Source organism: Pseudomonas sp. Con_6 (assembly GCF_059379395.1).
Map to the genome: position 1 here is coordinate 49,236 of NZ_CM182011.1, position 17,675 is coordinate 66,910.

The following is a 17,675-nucleotide window of genomic DNA, read 5'->3' on the forward strand; positions in this document are numbered from 1 at the left end:
CGACAAAAAAGCCAGGGTAAAACCTGGCTTTTTTGTGCTTGGAATTTAGCCTTCGTTCTTGCGAGGCGTTTCCGCATTGCTTTCTCCGGCCAGACCCTCGGCACCTTGTGCGGGGCGTTTCCAATGGCACAGCAGGAGCTGGCTGGCGTTCGCTTCGGTGATCGATGTGCAAGCTAGATCAGCGGGCAGACCATCCTTGCTGTCTCGCAAGCGCCTGGACAGATAGAACGAGCCATCCCGCGGCCACTTGGCAGGATCCTTGATGTTCTCGGACTTCCCGCTGCTGTAAAACTCCGACGAGTATGAGCGGCGGCCAGGATAGATCAGGGGAGCGGAATGAGCAGACTGCACATTGAGCCAGGCTTGAACCACATCCCGCTGATTCTGAGGGCGCTCCTCTAGTACCCCGGCGTAGATGATGCCCGCACCGATGATTGGCAACACCAATGCGCTCGCAGCGGCAGCCCAGGTGGTCTTCGGGCCAACTTCGCTGACCCGTGCAGACAGCAGCAATGCCCACGCTGGCAGCGCGGGTAGCAGGTAGGTCCACAGAATGTTGCCTGCAAATGTGAAGAAGACCGGTGTCGCCAAGGCCCACAGCCAGAGGTAGGCTTTGAAGCGCTGCATCGATCCACGCTTGCGGATCAACAGTGGTAGAAACAAGGCCCATGGCAGTAGCGACAATCCGAGCTGGATCCAGATGCTGCCGTACGGCTTGGCATGAGCACTACCATAGAGGTCCCCTGCCCAGTTACTGACGACGTAGCGGCTCCAGTGCTCACCAACGAAGAAGTACTCCATGAAGCCGGGCGTTTTCATCTCGGCCGCGACATACCATGGCACGGATATACCGAACATGAGTACAAGGCCGCTAATCCAGGGAAGCCTCAGTACCCGTCCCCATTCCTTGTAGATAACGAACCAGGCGAATGCCGGCGCCCCCATAAGCACCAGGGTCAGCGGCCCTTTGGCAAGCAAGCCCAGCCCGAGACCTGCGAACATCAGGTAGGCATCCGCCTTGCTGGCGCACTTCATCCAACGCCAGAAACCGTAGCTGGCCAGCAGAATCGAGAACGACAAAACAGGGTCAGTCAGCACAACACCGCTGGAGACCAGGCCAAGTGTGGTGCTGGAAAAAATAATGGCAGCCCAGATGCCGGCGTTACGAGAAATCTGCTGCGTGCCGAGTTTGATGATGATGAAACAGCTTGCCAGGTGGAGTAGCCACGCTGGGAAGCGCGCAGCGAACTCGTTAACGCCGAAGACCGTCATGCTCGCGGCCTGGGTCCAGAAGGACAACGGAGGCTTGCCCCAGAACGGTACCCCGTAGTCGAACATGGGCGTGATCCAGTCATTCAACTCGACCATCTTGCGAGCCATTTCAGCGTAACGGGCCTCAGATGTGTCCATCAGCGGGTAGATGCCCAGCCCCACCAAACGCAATAGCAAAATCGAACCCAGGACCCACCACAGCGTCCTCTCGTTCTTCAGGTTCAGCATTTCTTACCCTCGATCGAAGCCATCGAAGGGTGGAGTGACACGGGATCTGCCTTGTTGCTGTGCTTCAGGAAATAGAGAGGCCGGCGCTTCACTTCCGCGAGTGTCACGCCCAGGTACTCCCCCACCATGGCGACACCGACGCACATGAATGAAGCCATTCCGACGATCAGGTGATGGATGTCGAAACTGCCTGCCACAAGCGACGCAAGCATGTAGCAGATGCTGGAGACGAAAAGACCGAAACTGATGAGGCTGAAAATGCGCAGTGGTTTGCGAGAGAAGCTGACGATGCTCTCGATGGCCAGATTGAACAGGCCAGCTGCATTCCATTTGGTGCTCCCGGCATGGCGAACAGTGCGATTGTAGGGCAGTTCGATGGTACGAAAGCCTACCCAGCCGATCATGCCTTTGAGAATCCTGGAGCGTTCATCCAGGGCCCGCAGGGCTGCCAGCGGCGCAGGCCCAATCAATCGGAAATCGCTGACATCGGCCGGCATGTCCACCTTCTCCACCAGGCGCTGCATGACCCAGTAGTAAGCCCGGGCACTCATGCGCTTGAACCACGAATCACCGATTCTCAGGTTGCGCTGCATGTTCACCACGTCGTAGCCGCGTTGCCAGTAGTCCACCATGGCCGCGATGAGCTCTGGTGGATCCTGCAGGTCGACATCAATGAAGATCAGCGCACTGCCACGGGCATGGTCTATCCCGGCGCTCAGTGCAGCCTCTTTGCCGAAGTTGCGACTCAGGGACAGGCAACGTACAGATGACCCATCCTGATAGTGGCGAAGAATGTCGGCCGTCCGGTCATTACTGCCGTCGTCGACATAGAGGATTTCGCAGGAGACGGGTAAGCGCTTCACCACGCGGGTGATTCGCTGGTGGAACTCGGGGATGGTTTCCTCTTCCTGGAAGCAAGGGACCACGATGGTTAACAAGGGATCAGGGCGCTCGGGAAAGCGATGTAATGTCTGCATGATTGAATGTCCAAAAACGATGTGCAATGAATCCAAGTGCAGTGAGGCTTAAGGTCACTACGACTTGGGAGATGAGCGGTGACAGATTCGACTTGATGAGGAACCACATACCCACGCCATTGCCGAAGTTTGTGGTTAACGCGACCAGTGCAAACCTGACAGGCTGAAACTTACGAGAGCCATCTGCCACAAAACAGAGCGCCCTATTTCCAATGAAGCTCGCGATTGCGCCAACCATGCCGCCACAGATACTGGCCAGTAACGGAGTAACGAATTCTGTCGTAACCAGCAATAGGAACACCGCATAATGGACTCCCGTTGCTATGAAGCCGATCCCCAGATAACGAATCAGTAAGGTAGTAAGAGGTGGGGTTTGATTTTCCATGCCCAAAGCCTATGGAGGCAAAGGTGAAAAAATAGTGAACTAAATGTAAATGCGTAATTAGCCGAATCTATATATGGTAAGTAACAAGTCGGCGCACTAGGCTAGCACGCTACAATATCAGAGGGATTGCCTGAAAATTACGCTTTCGAAATAAAAGCCTTCCGATAACGCATGCATGACCCGTGGATTACAATGTTGACAAGATAAGGAAACGCCGGGTGGCATTGAGATAGATTCCCCGAATTAAGGGGGACCTAATGGTTACACAAAATGAAACATATACAAGCAGCGTTGTTCCTTACAGCCCTGACATATTGGATGATTTGCCAATTGATGATCAGCTGGCCGTAGAGTTTTTCGCAACAGCACGTTGTGCCAGTTTCAAACAGGCTGCCCGAGGGCTCAATGTGCCAGTGGTAGGCCTGCGGAAACGCTTGGAGAAACTGGAAGAGCACATTGGTGCTCCCGTGTTTGTCTACAAACACAACAAGCTTGCCCTGACCCGCACAGGCGAGAGGGTCAGCCATTACCTGTGCTAGCTCTTCGGCCCAGACGGCCTTGGCAAGTCCGGTGAAAAGGAAGTCCCCAGGCTTACCATCGCGATCACAGAGCCAGTGCTGAACGACATCGTAAACCGCGATCTAGTCGCCTACGTGCGTGATCATGCCGAAATGCAGCTGGAAATCCATTCAGAATGCACAACGCAGATGCTTTCTGAGTGTGAAGTCGATGTGGGTATCGCTTTGGTGAGCCCAGATGATAAAGGCGCGCTTGATCGCCATCCTACGTATAGGTTTGAAAGGCTTGGCCGGATTGGGCACGCCCTGTTCATTTCCAGCCGCTATTCAAGAAGCGTCACCCTTCCAGTGGAGAGCTTGGATTTGCACAACTTCATGCTCGTTGTCCCTTGGGATGAAGAGATCTTGGCGGGCTCACGAAAGTGGGCATCGATAATGGCTGAGCATCAGGGCGGTACCACTCGGGTCAAGAGCTACAACCTATCACGAGGCCTTGTCGTTGGCGGTGCGTGTATTGGAGTGCTGCCCGACTACAGCCGAAAACTGGAGAGAAATATCCTACCCGTGCCGGGTTTCCTGGACGACCTGGAGGAGAAAGATGTCTATCTTGTTATCAAAACGAAGCTTGTCCGCAATCCGCAGGTTTTGGAAATTCGAAGATTGATCAAGAAGAGCTTCTTTGATAAGAAGGACTGGCTTGTTCGGTAACAGTTTTGTTAGGTTTCAAACTCCTCCGTTAACACTACAGAAACACAACTGTCATATTCGCTTGCAACCTAGTCAGAGTGCTTAGAACAAAGGCATCTTGTTACAGCGGGTGACAACCGTGGCCTGCTCCCATCTGCAAGATAAATTTAGGCCGGCGCAGGGCGAAATATAACGTCGGTAGCTAAGCACTTAACATACGAGAGGCAAGCAATGATCCGTTCTTCGAACATGCGGGAAAAGCTGTTGGCTGCCGCAATAATAGGCACATTTTCCTCGCAAGCATTCTCCGGAACAGTAACCACTGACGGAGCTGACATCGTTCTGAAGACCAAGGGCGGTCTTGAAGTATCGACTTCTGACAAGGAATTCAGTTTCAAACTGGGCGGCCGAGTTCAGGCCGACTACGGCCGTTTCGATGGTGTCTTCACCAAGAATGGCGATACCGCTGACGCAGGCTACTTCCGTCGCGCCTACCTTGAGCTCGGTGGCGTGCTGTACCGCGACTGGAAGTATCAGCTCAACTACGACCTTTCCCGCAACACGGGCAACGACTCCGACGGCTACTTCGACGAAGCCAGCCTGACCTACACGGGTTTCAAGCCGGTGCAACTGCGCTTTGGCCGTTTCTACACCGACTTCGGTCTTGAGAAAGCCACCAGTTCGAAGTGGACCACCGCCATGGAGCGGAACCTCTCGTACGACCTGGCGGACTGGATCAACGACAACGCCGGCATGGGTGTTCAAGCCACCAGCACCATCGCTGACATGGCTTATGTTTCCGGTAGCGTTTTCAGCGAAACCAATAACAACTCGGATGGCGACAGCACCAAGCGCTACAACGTACGTGGCGTGTTCGCACCGCTGCACAGTGATGGCAACGTCCTGCACGTCGGTGCTCAGTACGCTTACCGCGACCTCAAAAACAGTGCGGTCGATACCCGGATTCGTTCGCGTCTGGGCGTCCGCGGTGTAGATACCAATGGCGGCGGCGATGCCGGCACCAACGGCAACCGCATGCTGTTTGGCGGTGCTGCTGCACAAGATGGCCTGTGGAAGGACGACTCGGTCTGGGGTCTCGAAGGTGCCTGGGCCACCGGCCCGTTCTCGGTTCAAGCGGAATACCTTCGCCGCAAGCTGAAAGCTGACCAGGCCAACAACGACATGAAGGCCTCCGGTTACTACGCCCAGATGGCTTACACCCTGACCGGCGAGCCGCGTATCTACAAGCTCGATGGTGCCAAGTTCGACACTATCAAACCAGAGAACAAGGAACTGGGGGCCTGGGAAGTCTTCTACCGCTTTGACGATATCAAGGTCGAAGACGGCAACCTGGTCACCGCGGCGGACCAATCGAACGAGCGCAAGGCCAAGAGCCACACGGTGGGTGTGAACTGGTACGTCAACGAGGCGGTGAAAGTCAGTGCCAACTACATCAACGTGCGCACCGACAACAACGAGAACACCGTGGGCGACGACAGCGGCAATGCCATCGTGACCCGCCTGCAATACGTCTTCTGATCCCTCTCATCAGTCTGACGTGAGAAAGCCGGAAGCGCTCAACGTGCTTCCGGCTTTCCTGTTTCTGGAGGTGATCAAGCATGGAGCGCCCTCCTCCTACCTGCTTTCGCTTACCGATGACCGCTCTTGCCAAAGCTCGGCGAATCTGATGTGATTGCCGCGTCGGGCTTTGCATGGTGGCCGTGCAAGCAAATCAAACCTGACTCCTATTCATGATTGAACCTGATTCGACGTCCAGCTTCGCGTCTAACGGCCCTACAAGCGCAGCTACCCCAACGTCGCTCATTAGGGGATAGTCATGTCTGCAAAAAAGCTGCTTCAACCTCTCGCTGCTCAGCTGCACGCCTCGTTCTCGGCTTCTGGCCGCCCGTACTCTCATCTGCACCTCCACCAGCTGTTCCACGCGGCCATCGGCTCCGTTGCACCGCAAGTTGCCATCCAAGACAAGCTGCCAATTCAGGTCTGTCGTGACAACGAGACACGGCAGTACAACCTCTACGCGGCGGTCGAGCGGGCGAAAACGTGCTTAGGATTGACCGATCTTCAAGCAGTCGGTGTGGCTGAAGAAGTCATTGAGGTGCTACGAACTGCGGGAATCGGCGTGAACCAGGTTCGCCTGCTCCTTGACCCCTCCTTCAGCTCGAAGACTCGCAAAAAGGCCTTCAAGGCTCTCTGCAAGAACCTGGATCTGAACGAGCTAGGCGATCGCTTCGTCCCCAAGACTGCCACGTTGGCCATCGCTGCTGGTATTGCGCCGCCTCCCAAAATGTCGTGGAAGGATCGCTTCGCCCTGGCTGCAAATTCCCCCATGCGGGGGCCAAGCGAGCTCATCAGCATGGTCAACCGGGATGAGTGTTATCTGTGGGTATTCCCACCGACTGACCATCATGCGACGGCTCCAGCGACGCATGACCGTTTCTTTGGTGAAAAGACCCACCCGAGCGCAGAAATGGGCATGGGGTTCAGCATCATCGATTCCGGCTGGACCCGCCCCAAGTACCCGCTATCCAGGCAGTCACAAGAGACCTTCATCCAGTATTCGCTTTCTGCGCCGATGTGGTCCTGGCGCGCACAAAGTGACACCTGGCGCCTGGGAAACATCCTGCGTTCAAGAATCCTTGACGGGGCTCCTTGGCATAACGAGCCTCTGAGTGACGTGCTTCCGAGCGGCCTTAAATCCCTGCCCCGGATCTATGGGTGCGAAACCTGCCGAACGCTGTTCATTGAGAATCACAGCGACTACCCGGATGTACCCACTCAGTGCCAATGCGGTGAGGCGAGCAGCACGGGTGACCAAAACGAGTCATCTGCTCTCAATAGCTGATTTTCCTTACGGTGGCGGGCTGAGCCCCCCGTTAGGGATTGGCTATGGGAGCGGGATTCGCTCACCCCAAACCTGAAGGCGCCGCCACCTAACCGAGCGATATGAGCTGAATGCTCGCGGAGTAGATATGCAAAAGAGTAAAAACAAACAGGACACCCTGGCGGCGATCAATGCGCTTGTCGAGATTGCGTATGATCAGGGATTTGCGGACGGACACGGAGTCGGCAATCAAGTCGGTTTCGTAGCCGGTGTCATGAGCCTCAAAGCTGCATTGGCCTGCGGCTTACGGCATGGCTCACCTGAGTGCGGAAAGGCCCTTGAAAGCCTCAAGCGCATCGGGATCGACGAGTGAGAGAAAAGTACGGGTCGTGCGCTGATCGCGCACGACCCGTACTTCTACTTCAGGTCATTTCCCTGCTTAGCTTCATGATTGAAGCTCAGGGATCAGGTGCTTCTGCGGTAGGCCAACAGGCGCAAGGCGTTGAAGACGACCAACAGTGTGGAGCCCTCATGGATCGCAACAGCGGCACCAATGCTCAAGCCCATGATGGTGGACGGAACCAGGATGGCCACAATCCCCAAGCTGACGAACAGATTCTGGTGGATGATCGATCGCGTGTGACGGCTCAGCCCCACCGCAAATGGGAGTTGCCTGATGTCGTCAGCCATAAGCGCGATATCAGCCGTTTCCAGGGCAACATCAGATCCAGCAGCCCCCATTGCGATACCAACGCTCGAACTGGCCATGGCAGGGGCATCATTGACGCCGTCACCCACCATGGCCACCTTGGCGCTAAGGCGCAGGTTTTTGATGGCCTTGACCTTGTCTTCCGGCATCAGGTCTCCCCACGCTTCATCTAAGCCAACTTGTTTGGCTACAGCCTCTGCAACGCGGTTGTGGTCTCCAGAAATCATGACCATGCGTTCGATGCCCATCTCTCTAAGCTTCTGGAGTGCCTCTTTGGCCCCCTCCCGGGGTGTGTCCAATAGCCCGATAGCGCCCAGATCCTTGTCAGCACGCCGTACCACCATGGTGGTACGGCCTGACTGACGTAGACGCTCCGCAGCCTCCAGGGCTGCCTTGCTGAGTGCGGGAATACCATTGGTACCGAACATCTCGACCTTGCCAATCCAGACGAACTGCCCATCAAGCTCAGCACGCACGCCGCGGCCAATCATGTTGCTCATGTTCTTGGCTTGGAATCGGCGCCGTGTGCCAATCATCTCTTCACCGTCACGCACAATTGCCGCAGCCAGCGGATGGTCGCTCATCGACTCCACAGCGATGGCGACGTTTAGCAGATCCTCGATCTGCGTGCCGCCTATGGGTATTACATCGGTGATACGTGGGCGCCCTTCGGTCAGGGTACCGGTCTTGTCGAATGCCATGGCATTCAATGATCCAAGCTCTTCAAGTGGCGCACCGCCCTTGATCAGCACGCCACCTCGGGCTGCCCTGGCGATGCCAGAGAGAATGGCGCTTGGTGTAGCGATCGCGAGCGCGCAGGGGCTGGCTGCAACCAGTACGGCCATCGCCCGGTAGAACGAGTCACGGAACGGCTCGTCAAGGAAAATGCCGGCAAATAGCAGCCCGACTACCAGCAGTAAAACCAACGGGACGAATATGCGTTGGAAGCGGTCCGTGAATCGCTGGGTCGGTGACTTCCTGACTTCGGCTTCACTGACCATCTTGATGACCCGCGCCAAGGTACTCTCCGTAGAGCGCCGTGTTACCTCAACCTCGATGAGCGTTTCGCCATTGATGGTACCGGCGAAGACTTTCGAGGCTGCATCCACTGCATCTGGCTTGCTGCGTGCGAGTTCGGCATCAGGAACAGGTTGCTTGTCCACGGGGACGCTCTCACCGGTTACTGGCGCCTGGTTGATACTTGAGGAGCCTACGACTACAAAACCATCGGCCGGCAGGCGGTCATTGGGGCGCACGATGACAACGTCACCGGGAACCAGCAGCTCCACGGGCATCTCCACCGTGCCATTTGCTCTGCGTACGATCGCGGTGGCTGGTGCGAGCTTGGACAGTGCCTCAATCGCTTTCTTGGCCCGCCCCATCGCGTAGCTTTCAAGGGAATGCCCCAGACTGAACAGGAACAGCAGCAGAGCCCCCTCCGCCCAGGCGCCGATGCTCGCGGCACCGACTGCGGCGAGAAGCATCAGCGAGTCGATCTCGAAGCGTTTCTGACGGATGTTGGTAACCGCTTCCTTAGTGGTGAACCATCCACCGAACACGTAGGCCGACACGTACAGAATCAGAGGCAGACGATCAATCAGGCCAAGTTTTCCTGCGAGAGCTCCGGCACCCAGGAGAGCACCACAGATCAGCGCGAAAATCAGCTCTGTGTTCATTCCAAAAATGCCGCCATGCTCATGGCTATGACCTTCATGCCCGGCTTGGTCATCAGGGCGTTCAAGCAAACTCTTCATAACTCGTCCCTTCTGGGGTCAAGGCTTCCAATTGCCCTCTGCAGTTGGGGAGCCGTCTCTGTTGGTTGGCTAAGATCTATTGCACGGTTTGCCCGAGCCCAGGCGTTAACATTTCGAAGCTATGGGGTATCGGGCGTAATAAAAAATGCCAGGCACTGCCTGGCATTTATGAATTCTCTAATTGTTCTGTTCAAATCGTTTACTACTTGTTGTTGATGCATTGCGAATACATCGAGTAACGAACAGTCTTGAGCGTGCCCTGGGAGTCCTCGAAGGTCATCAACCGTGGATAGACCTGGCAGGTACGGGGGTCCTGCGACTGACGTACGAATTTCGCAACGTCTATCTTCATGCCATATTTGTAATCCTGAATCTCTGGCATTGGCTTGCCATTTTTCTCCGCGTACTTGGCCACTGCGGTCTGGTGTTCCTTGGTGTATTGAAGCTGCTTGCTCTCGGAGAAAGTGTTGGCCTGCGAAGCCACCGAGAAAACAACAAGTGCAGCAGCGATAATTAGCTTTTTCATAAAACCCTCTCAATTTCAAAACTTCTCGGGCGTAACCTTAGCAATGCATAGGCATCACCGGCATGACGAGAAACTTACAATTTTGAAAGGTAAGTGCATCTACTTCACTTTAAACAAAAAAGCCCACAACACGTGTTGTGGGCTTCTCTTTAGCGGAGGCTGTTAGCTAACCACTTCGGCCTCGTCGCCGTCTTCATCCTTGCGGTGTGCCCAGTGATACAGGGCAGGCAGTACCAGCAAGGTCAGTGCGGTGGAGGACAGGATCCCGCCAATCACCACCGTCGCCAATGGCCGCTGAACTTCGGCACCGGTGCCGGTGGCCAAAGCCATCGGGATGAAGCCCAGGGACGCTACCAAGGCTGTCATCAGAACAGGTCGCAGACGGGTCAATGCACCTTCATCGACTGCCTGTCTGAGCGTTCGTCCCTCCTCCCTTAGCCCGCGGATGAAGGCAATCATCACCAGGCCGTTCAGTACTGCAACGCCGGACAGTGCAATGAAGCCGACACCTGCCGAGATCGACAGTGGGATGTCCCGCAGCCACAACGCCACAACACCACCGGTGAGTGCGAATGGAATACCGGTGAAGACCAGCATGCCGTCCTTCAGGTTGTTGAACATCAGGAACAACAAGGTCATGACCAGCAGCAAGGCGACTGGAACAACGATCTGCAGGCGTTTGGCAGCCGACTGCAGCTGCTCGAACTGGCCCCCCCAAGTCGTCCAGTAGCCCGCAGGGATTTGCACCTTCTTGTCCAGCGATGCGGTCGCCTCCTCAACGAAGGACCCCAGATCGCGGCCTCGAACGTTGGCGCTGACGATAACCAGACGTTTGCCGTTCTCGCGGCTGATTTGGTTCGGGCCCAGTTGCAGGTCCAGATTAGCGACCTGCGACAGCGGGATGAAACCGATCTGGTTGGCACCCTGAGCCGCATTGGCAGGCACCGGAATCAGCAAACTGGACATCCCCGCTACGTCGGTGCGAACGGTCTCAGGCAGGCGCACTACCATGTCGAACCGACGGTCGCCCTCATACAGCGTGCCGGCCTGGCGACCACCCACGGCGATAGCGATCGAGTTCTGAACATCCGCGATGTTCAGGCCGTAGCGTGCTGCTTTTTCGCGGTCAATGTTGATGGTCAGCACCGGCAGGCCGGATGTCTGCTCAACTTTCACTTCCGATGAGCCCGGGACCGCTTTGAGCGCTGCCGCGATCTTGTTGGCGGTGTTGTTGAGCACGTCCATGTCATCGCCGAAGACTTTCACAGCGACGTCACTACGCACGCCCGAAATCAGCTCGTTGAAACGCAGTTGGATTGGCTGCGACAACTCGTAGTTGCTTCCTGGAACACCCGCTGCGGCCTTCTGTACTTCAGCAATCAGCTCATCACGAGGCTTCTTCGGGTTAGGCCACTGATCCTGAGGCTTGAGCATGATGTAGGCGTCAGAGGCGTTCGGCGGCATCGGGTCAGATGCAATTTCTGCGGTACCCGAGCGTGCGAACATCCGCTCAACTTCAGGCACCTGCGCAATCACCGCTTTCTCCAGACGCTGCTGCATCTCGACAGATTGAGTGAGGCTCGTTCCAGGCACACGCATGGCCTGCATCGCAAAGTCACCCTCACTGAGGCTTGGGATGAACTCGCTACCCATACGACTTGCCAGCAAACCACTGAGCACGACCAAGGCTACTGCGGCCGAGAAAGCGATGTTCCGATGTCCCAGCACCCATTGCAGAACCGGTTCATAGCGCAGTCGAGCTGTGCGCATGACCACGCCTTCCTCTTCCTTCACCTTGCCAGTGACGAACATGGCAATAGCTGCAGGAACAAAGGTAACGGACAGGACCATTGCACCCAGCAGCGCCATCACAACGGTGAAGGCCATCGGGTGGAACATTTTGCCTTCGACGCCGGTGAGGGCGAAGATCGGCAGGTACACCACCATGATGATCAGCTGACCGAAGATCAGCGGCCGGCGAGCTTCTCGCGCCGCGGCAAAGACCTCGTGGAAGCGTTCGGTTTTGGTGAGCATGCGGCCATGCTTATGTTGCGCATGAGCCAGTCGACGGATCGCGTTTTCTACAATAACCACGGCACCGTCGACGATGATGCCGAAGTCGAGTGCCCCCAAACTCATTAAGTTGGCACTGACCTTGTTGTTGAACATGCCTGTGAAGGTGAACAGCATGGACAGCGGAATCACCATCGCGGTGATCAGAGCCGCACGGATGTTGCCGAGGAACAGGAACAGAATGGCGATAACCAGGATCGCGCCTTCCACCAGGTTCTTCTTCACCGTCGCGATGGCTTTTTCAACCAGGTTGGTACGGTCGTAAACAGTCACAGCCACCACGCCCTTTGGCAGGGTGCGGTTGATGTCCGCCAATTTGGCGGCGACAGCTTGAGATACGGTGCGGCTGTTTTCACCAATCAGCATGAACACGGTACCGAGCACGACTTCGCGGCCGTTCTCAGTAGCAGCACCTGTACGGAGCTCTTTACCGATGCTGACGTCAGCAACGCTGCTGATGCGAATCGGTGCACCATCCACACTGGTGATCACGATGTTGGCGATGTCTTCGATATTGCCTACCTGACCCGGTGCACGGATGAGCAACTGTTCACCATTACGCTCGATGTAGCCGGCACCGACGTTGGCGTTGTTACTTTCCAACGCTGCGACCAGGTCATTGAGTGTCAGCTTGTAGGTAGCCAGGCGCTTTGGATCCGGCGCAACCAGGAACTGCTTGGCATAACCGCCGATGGTATTGATCTCGGCCACACCCGGGACGTTACGCAGCTGAGGCTTGATGATCCAGTCCTGGATCACGCGCAGGTCGGTCGGGGTGTACGGCGTACCGTCCTCTTTGACCGCGCCATCTTCGGCTTCAACAGTCCACAGGAAGATCTCGCCGAGGCCGGTAGATACCGGACCCATGACGGCCTCTACACCTTCTGGCAGCTGTTCCTTCGCAACCTGCAGCCGCTCGTTGATCAACTGGCGGGCAAAGAAGATGTCAGTGCCATCCTTGAAGATCACGGTGACCTGAGACAGGCCAGAGCGAGACAGGGAACGGGTCTGCTGAAGGCCCGGGAGACCGGCCATGGCCGTTTCAACTGGAAACGTGATCCGTTGTTCGGTTTCCAAGGGCGAGTAACCAGGCGCTGCAGTGTTGATCTGCACCTGGACGTTGGTGATATCGGGTACCGCATCGATGGGCAGCTTTTGATAGCTGTAGATACCGATACCCGCCATGATCAGAACGGCGATCATTACTACGATGCGCTGCTCGATGGCGAATCTGATGATACGTTCAAACATGAGAAATCATCCTGTCAGTTCGCATCAGTGACCGTGTTCGGCAGAAGCTTTGCCGAGCTCGGACTTGAGTGTGAAGCTGCCACTGGTTGCTACCTGGGCGCCGGCTTCAATACCGTCGATGATTTCCACGTACCCATTGTCGCGGCGACCCAGTTTTACCGGGCGGGTGTCAAAGCCATCTGGGGTGCGTACGAATACCGAAGGTTTGTCTTCAACGGTCTGCACAGCGTGCTCAGGGACCGCTACGGCAACTCGATCGGTCTGGGAGGTGACCGCAATGTTTACGAACAGGCCTGGACGCCAGGCGCCGTTGGGGTTGGTCAAGGTGACGCGGACAGTAGCTGCACGGTTTTGCTCGCCCAGCAGGCTGCCGACATAACCCACCTTCCCTTCGACCTCGACGTTCATGTCAGGCGAAGAGACTTTCACTGCACGGCCAGTCGTGACCTTGCCCAGATCTGTCGGCGGAACTGCGAAGGTCGCCCAGACCTGATTCAGGTCGGAAAGGATGAAGGCGTTGGTCGCCTCGCTGACGACTTCGCCGACGGTCAGGTGTTTCTCCACTACCACGGCGTCGAAGGGAGCGCGGAGCTCGTAACGATTACCGCCAACGGAGTTAACCGAGGCACCGATTGCGCCGACCTTCTGCTTGGCGTTGGCCAAGGAGATCTCCGCTTCTTGCAGCGCTTGGCGTGCTTGGAGGTAGTCTTGCTCTGCAGAGATCTTGTCCTGCCACAGTTGCTTCTCACGTTCGAAGGTCACACGCGCCAGTTCGACGCGACGCTGTGCGGCCTGTTGTTCGCTGCGCAGGTCAGAGATCTGCTGGCTGGCGATTACCGCGAGGACTTGCCCTTTCTTGACCGTCTCGCCCAGGTTGGCCTGGACAGCCTCAACAACGCCAGGAACACGAGGAACCACGTGGGCAGTACGATCTTCGTCGAAGCGAATTTCGCCAGGGAAGCTCACGACGGTACCGAGGTCACGAGGCGCTGCAGCTTCCAGGGCAACACCAGCGGCCTTGATCTGTTCAGCGCTGAGCGTCAGCTTGCCCTCTTCTTCACCGCCCTCTTCGCTGTGGCCTTCTTCACCATGGCCCTCATCACCTTCCTCTTTGGCGGCAGATGCGGCTTTCTTTTCGTCGCCATGGCCATCGTTAGCGCCATGCTCGGCAGTACTGGCGGCCTGCTGTCCGGAACTGTTGTTCCAGGCAAGGCTGCCAAATCCGAGGGCTGCCACAGCGGCTACCGCGAGGGCGATCTTGCGTTTGTTATCCATTGCTACTCCTGCTGATCGTAGGCACCGGCTTGTTCAAGGCTGTGTGCCGAAGAAAATGTTTGGCCCGTTCAGCGAGTGCCGGCGGTTGAGCCGACTTCGCCATAAACCCTTTCCACCTGCGCACGCGCATTGGTCGCCGCTGCCAACGATTCGAGGTATTGGCCACGAGCGACGATCAAGGTGCGCTGGGCATCCAGCACTTCGATGAAACCGAATTTGCCCATCTCGAAGCCGCGGGTTGCGGTCTCTACGGCTTGTTGGGCTGAAGGCAGAATGGTCTTGTCGTAGGACTCGACCTCCTGCATGGCGGTGGACCATTGGTTCAACGCGGTTTGGGTTTCGGTGCGCAGGCGCAGCTCAACAGCATTGCGCTGGTCCCGGGCCTGATCTGCACGACGAGAAGCGGAAAGAATGTTGCCCTGGTTACGATCGAACAGCGGCAAAGGCATAGACAGGCCCACAGTGTTGACCCGCTCGCGCACAGAGCGGTCGTACTGGCTACCTACACTGACAGTAAGGTTCGGGATACGCTGAGCTTTCTCTGAGCCGAGCGAGGCATCGCTCTTGTCTATCTGCACCACGGCCTGACGCATTTCTGCTGTTTGGTCGAGCTTAGCCAGCAGATCTTCAGTGCGAGGTGGCAAGCCCGGGGAGAGGGTTGGCGATTCGAGTCGATCAAACACGGTGACTGAGCTCCCGGTAATTTGAGCGAGCTGTTGGTAAGCGGTCGCTTTTTCCGTTTCTGCACGTCGAACTTGCAGCTGGGCTTCGGCCAGTTGCACTTGAGCGCGGGTCGCCTCCACTGGGGACGACTTACCTGCGCGAACACGGCCATCGACGATGCGAAGACCGCGCTCAGTCAGTTCGAGAGATTGCTTGGCCAGGTCGAGACCTGTCTGGGCCCGCAACGCGGCGTAAAAGGCTTGGACGACATCTGCACGCAGGCCGTTAACGCGACGGTCTAACTCAAGCTGTGCGGCGGTCTGCCCGTATGTGGCGACGTCAACACGAGCCCCCCGCTTACCGCCCAGCTCAAGGGTCTGGCTGAGAGAGACAGTCGTCTGGCTGGTGTTACGACGGGTGTCTTCCACGTCATACGAGATTGTGGGGTTGGGGATAAGCCCGGCCTGCTTGCGAGCACCATCAGCGATCCCAATTTCTTGCCTGGCCGCGGCCAGGTCTGGGTTGGCATCCATGGCCGTCGAAAGCGCCTGGGGCAAGCTGATGCTTTGGGCAAGGGCTGCAGGCGCCATCAACCCAGAGATGACTGCACAGAGTGCAGCGATCTTCCAGGGCGAGACGGGGGTCTTGGGTAAGACATTGCGGTTATACCGGGGCACTTTGATGGTCCTCGTGCACAAACTTCGATAAAGCTTGGCGAGAACGCCGAAACAGCTGCCAAGCCCCACTTGATTAGGTGATGGCACTCTAATGAGCGGTAGCTATCAGAGGGGTGGCTAGAAAATTACAATTCCGTAAGAATGTCCTGTAATGCCCGAAAATACTGGGAAACCAAACCCGACACGATGATTTCGTTACAAGCAACGGAGATGGCAAACACGCGGTGCGAAGGCCCGAACAACAGGTAGATGACGAAATTGTAATTTTCCTATCACCCCCCCGTTATCTTCGGCCTGCAAATATGAGCTCGCGCTACGCTAGGCGCGCCGCCTGGTCAGAACAATTAACGACACCCGCGCCGGTAAACATAATAAAAACTGCCGTGAATCAAAGGAGCATCGGATGAAAATCAAAGTACCACTGTATTTGGCGGCAGTTTCTGCGCTGTCTGGAAGCTATGCTATTTCGGCACAGGCAGAAGACAAGCCAGAAGGCTTCATTGAAGGCAGCAGCCTTACAGTGCTGAACCGTAACTTCTACTTCAACCGTGATAACCGCGACAGCACTGCCCCCACTTATAACAGTGGCAAGGGCAACACCAACGGCTACTCCGAAGCCTGGGCGCACGCGATCATCAGCAAATTCAACTCTGGGTTTACCCAGGGAACCGTTGGCTTTGGCGTTGATGCCTTCGCCATGATCGGCCTCAAGCTCGACACCGGTGATGGGCGCAACGGCGGCCGTAGCTCCTTCGACGTGCTACCCGTTGATAACAAGGGCGAAGCTCGCGACGAATACACCAAGGTCGGCGGCGCAGCCAAAGTCCGCTTGTTCGATACCATCGTGAAAGTAGGTGATGTTTTCCCATCGACTCCGGTCGTTGCATCCGGCGACTCTCGCCTGCTGCCAGAAAGCTTCCGCGGCGTGACCGTTGAGAACACCAGCATCCAAGGCCTCACCCTGCAGGGTGGTCGTCTGCATGCGATGAGCCAGCCGGTCTCAAGCAACCTGAACGACAACTTCGTGACGTTCTACGGCGGCCCGGTCAACTCGCCATGGATCGGTTACGGTGGCGGTGACTACTCGATCAACGACAACTGGACTGTGAGCGTCTACGCCAGCCAGCTGAAAGACGTCTGGAATCAGTACTACGCCGGCACCAGCGTGGTTTACCCGCTGAGCGACGATCTGGCGCTGATCGGTGGCTTCAACTACTACAAAGCCGTAGATGAAGGTAAGAAGCGCCTGGGTGAATTCGACAACAACATCTGGAGTGCCAAGGTCGGCGTGCGTTACGGTGCCCATACCCTAGCCCTGTCGCACCAGCGCAACAACGGCGACGACGATTTTGACTACCTGCGTCAGTCGGACTCGATTTTCGTCGACAACTCCATCCAGTACAGCGACTTCAACTCGCCGAAAGAGCGTTCCTGGATGCTGCGCTATGACCTGAACTTCACCAGCTACGGCATTCCAGGCCTGACGTTCATGACCCGCTACGCCAGAGGCTCGGGCGCGGATTACTCGAACGCTAACCAGTTCTACATGCGCACTGATGACAACGGCAACCCGCTCGACAATCAGAAGCGTTGGGAGCGTGACGTCGAAGTCAAATACGTTGTCCAAACCGGTCCAGCAAAAGATCTGTCCTTCCGGTTGCGCCAGGCAACCACACGTGCCACTGCATTCGAATCGGATCTGGATGAAACCCGTGTGATCATTGAGTACCCGCTTTCGATTCTGTAATTCGCTAACTGGACCAGTTATTCATTAACTGGTCCTATTAGTAAAACGAGCATTACGAATTCACCTTGAGTGGCTTAAGTGCTCCTTTGGT

The 17,675-nt window shown here is 56.4% G+C and carries 14 protein-coding genes; 6 read left to right on the forward strand and 8 right to left on the reverse strand.

Annotated features, from left to right (window positions below; translation table 11 throughout):
- Positions 1–45 precede the first annotated feature (45 nt).
- The 3 genes from AC5QPF_RS00235 to AC5QPF_RS00245 are packed head-to-tail and all read right to left on the reverse strand — an operon-like array spanning position 46 to position 2,862.
- Positions 46–1,500: a phospholipid carrier-dependent glycosyltransferase gene (locus AC5QPF_RS00235; protein WP_010951444.1), complete on the reverse strand. Its 1,455-nt coding sequence runs from the start codon at positions 1,498–1,500 to the stop codon at positions 46–48.
- Entirely contained in the window at positions 1,494–2,477 is a 984-nt protein-coding gene (locus tag AC5QPF_RS00240; protein WP_010951445.1) for a glycosyltransferase family 2 protein, read from the reverse strand. Before AC5QPF_RS00240 ends, AC5QPF_RS00235 begins: the two co-directional genes overlap by 7 nt.
- Complete coding sequence (locus AC5QPF_RS00245) at positions 2,443–2,862, reverse strand: GtrA family protein (protein WP_010951446.1); 420 nt, start codon at positions 2,860–2,862, stop codon at positions 2,443–2,445. Before AC5QPF_RS00245 ends, AC5QPF_RS00240 begins: the two co-directional genes overlap by 35 nt.
- 257 nt (positions 2,863–3,119) lie before the next feature.
- On the opposite strand from AC5QPF_RS00245, the gene AC5QPF_RS00250 reads away from it, so the two are divergent.
- From AC5QPF_RS00250 to AC5QPF_RS00270, 5 genes are all read left to right on the forward strand, one after another.
- Entirely contained in the window at positions 3,120–3,401 is a 282-nt protein-coding gene (locus AC5QPF_RS00250) for a LysR family transcriptional regulator (protein ID WP_494961512.1), read from the forward strand.
- Between the two features lie 75 nt (positions 3,402–3,476).
- Positions 3,477–4,088 carry a LysR substrate-binding domain-containing protein gene (locus AC5QPF_RS00255; protein WP_494961513.1) on the forward strand — a complete coding sequence of 204 codons (612 nt, stop codon included), beginning with the start codon at positions 3,477–3,479 and terminating at the stop codon, positions 4,086–4,088.
- Between the two features lie 210 nt (positions 4,089–4,298).
- The gene (locus AC5QPF_RS00260) at positions 4,299–5,606 is read left to right on the forward strand and encodes an OprO/OprP family phosphate-selective porin (RefSeq protein ID WP_009395904.1); all 1,308 of its coding nucleotides are present in this window, start codon (positions 4,299–4,301) and stop codon (positions 5,604–5,606) included.
- 298 nt (positions 5,607–5,904) lie between these two features.
- The gene (locus AC5QPF_RS00265) at positions 5,905–6,930 is read left to right on the forward strand and encodes a hypothetical protein (RefSeq protein WP_011953109.1); all 1,026 of its coding nucleotides are present in this window, start codon (positions 5,905–5,907) and stop codon (positions 6,928–6,930) included.
- A gap of 127 nt (positions 6,931–7,057) precedes the next feature.
- On the forward strand, positions 7,058–7,282 hold the full coding sequence (locus tag AC5QPF_RS00270) for a hypothetical protein (RefSeq protein WP_010951451.1): 225 nt from the start codon (positions 7,058–7,060) through the stop codon (positions 7,280–7,282).
- 92 nt (positions 7,283–7,374) lie between these two features.
- Here AC5QPF_RS00270 and AC5QPF_RS00275 read toward each other — a convergent pair whose 3' ends face one another.
- The 5 genes from AC5QPF_RS00275 to AC5QPF_RS00295 form a co-directional block, all read right to left on the reverse strand.
- On the reverse strand, positions 7,375–9,372 hold the full coding sequence (locus AC5QPF_RS00275; RefSeq protein ID WP_010951452.1) for a heavy metal translocating P-type ATPase: 1,998 nt from the start codon (positions 9,370–9,372) through the stop codon (positions 7,375–7,377).
- 202 nt (positions 9,373–9,574) lie between these two features.
- The gene (locus AC5QPF_RS00280; protein ID WP_003253432.1) at positions 9,575–9,898 is read right to left on the reverse strand and encodes a DUF2790 domain-containing protein; all 324 of its coding nucleotides are present in this window, start codon (positions 9,896–9,898) and stop codon (positions 9,575–9,577) included.
- Between the two features lie 162 nt (positions 9,899–10,060).
- A complete protein-coding gene (locus AC5QPF_RS00285; protein ID WP_010951454.1) occupies positions 10,061–13,222 on the reverse strand; it encodes a CusA/CzcA family heavy metal efflux RND transporter in 3,162 nt (1,053 codons plus the stop codon).
- 24 nt (positions 13,223–13,246) lie between these two features.
- Complete coding sequence (locus AC5QPF_RS00290; protein ID WP_010951455.1) at positions 13,247–14,497, reverse strand: efflux RND transporter periplasmic adaptor subunit; 1,251 nt, start codon at positions 14,495–14,497, stop codon at positions 13,247–13,249.
- A gap of 68 nt (positions 14,498–14,565) precedes the next feature.
- Positions 14,566–15,837: a TolC family protein gene (locus AC5QPF_RS00295; protein WP_010951456.1), complete on the reverse strand. Its 1,272-nt coding sequence runs from the start codon at positions 15,835–15,837 to the stop codon at positions 14,566–14,568.
- A 403-nt stretch (positions 15,838–16,240) separates the two neighbouring features.
- Between AC5QPF_RS00295 and AC5QPF_RS00300 the strand changes: the two genes are divergently transcribed.
- Entirely contained in the window at positions 16,241–17,584 is a 1,344-nt protein-coding gene (locus tag AC5QPF_RS00300) for an OprD family porin (protein WP_003253422.1), read from the forward strand.
- Positions 17,585–17,675 lie beyond the last annotated feature (91 nt).

What these genes read in the sequence shown, in the direction of transcription:
- AC5QPF_RS00285 (WP_010951454.1), bottom strand. Translation starts at nt 13,222, where the DNA reads ATGTTTGAACGTATCATCAGATTCGCCATCGAGCAGCGCATCGTAGTA.
- AC5QPF_RS00250 (WP_494961512.1), top strand. Translation starts at nt 3,120, where the DNA reads ATGGTTACACAAAATGAAACATATACAAGCAGCGTTGTTCCTTACAGC.
- AC5QPF_RS00260 (WP_009395904.1), top strand. Translation starts at nt 4,299, where the DNA reads ATGATCCGTTCTTCGAACATGCGGGAAAAGCTGTTGGCTGCCGCAATA.
- AC5QPF_RS00300 (WP_003253422.1), top strand. Translation starts at nt 16,241, where the DNA reads ATGAAAATCAAAGTACCACTGTATTTGGCGGCAGTTTCTGCGCTGTCT.
- AC5QPF_RS00290 (WP_010951455.1), bottom strand. Translation starts at nt 14,497, where the DNA reads ATGGATAACAAACGCAAGATCGCCCTCGCGGTAGCCGCTGTGGCAGCC.
- AC5QPF_RS00280 (WP_003253432.1), bottom strand. Translation starts at nt 9,898, where the DNA reads ATGAAAAAGCTAATTATCGCTGCTGCACTTGTTGTTTTCTCGGTGGCT.
- AC5QPF_RS00265 (WP_011953109.1), top strand. Translation starts at nt 5,905, where the DNA reads ATGTCTGCAAAAAAGCTGCTTCAACCTCTCGCTGCTCAGCTGCACGCC.
- AC5QPF_RS00275 (WP_010951452.1), bottom strand. Translation starts at nt 9,372, where the DNA reads ATGAAGAGTTTGCTTGAACGCCCTGATGACCAAGCCGGGCATGAAGGT.
- AC5QPF_RS00235 (WP_010951444.1), bottom strand. Translation starts at nt 1,500, where the DNA reads ATGCTGAACCTGAAGAACGAGAGGACGCTGTGGTGGGTCCTGGGTTCG.
- AC5QPF_RS00240 (WP_010951445.1), bottom strand. Translation starts at nt 2,477, where the DNA reads ATGCAGACATTACATCGCTTTCCCGAGCGCCCTGATCCCTTGTTAACC.
- AC5QPF_RS00270 (WP_010951451.1), top strand. Translation starts at nt 7,058, where the DNA reads ATGCAAAAGAGTAAAAACAAACAGGACACCCTGGCGGCGATCAATGCG.
- AC5QPF_RS00245 (WP_010951446.1), bottom strand. Translation starts at nt 2,862, where the DNA reads ATGGAAAATCAAACCCCACCTCTTACTACCTTACTGATTCGTTATCTG.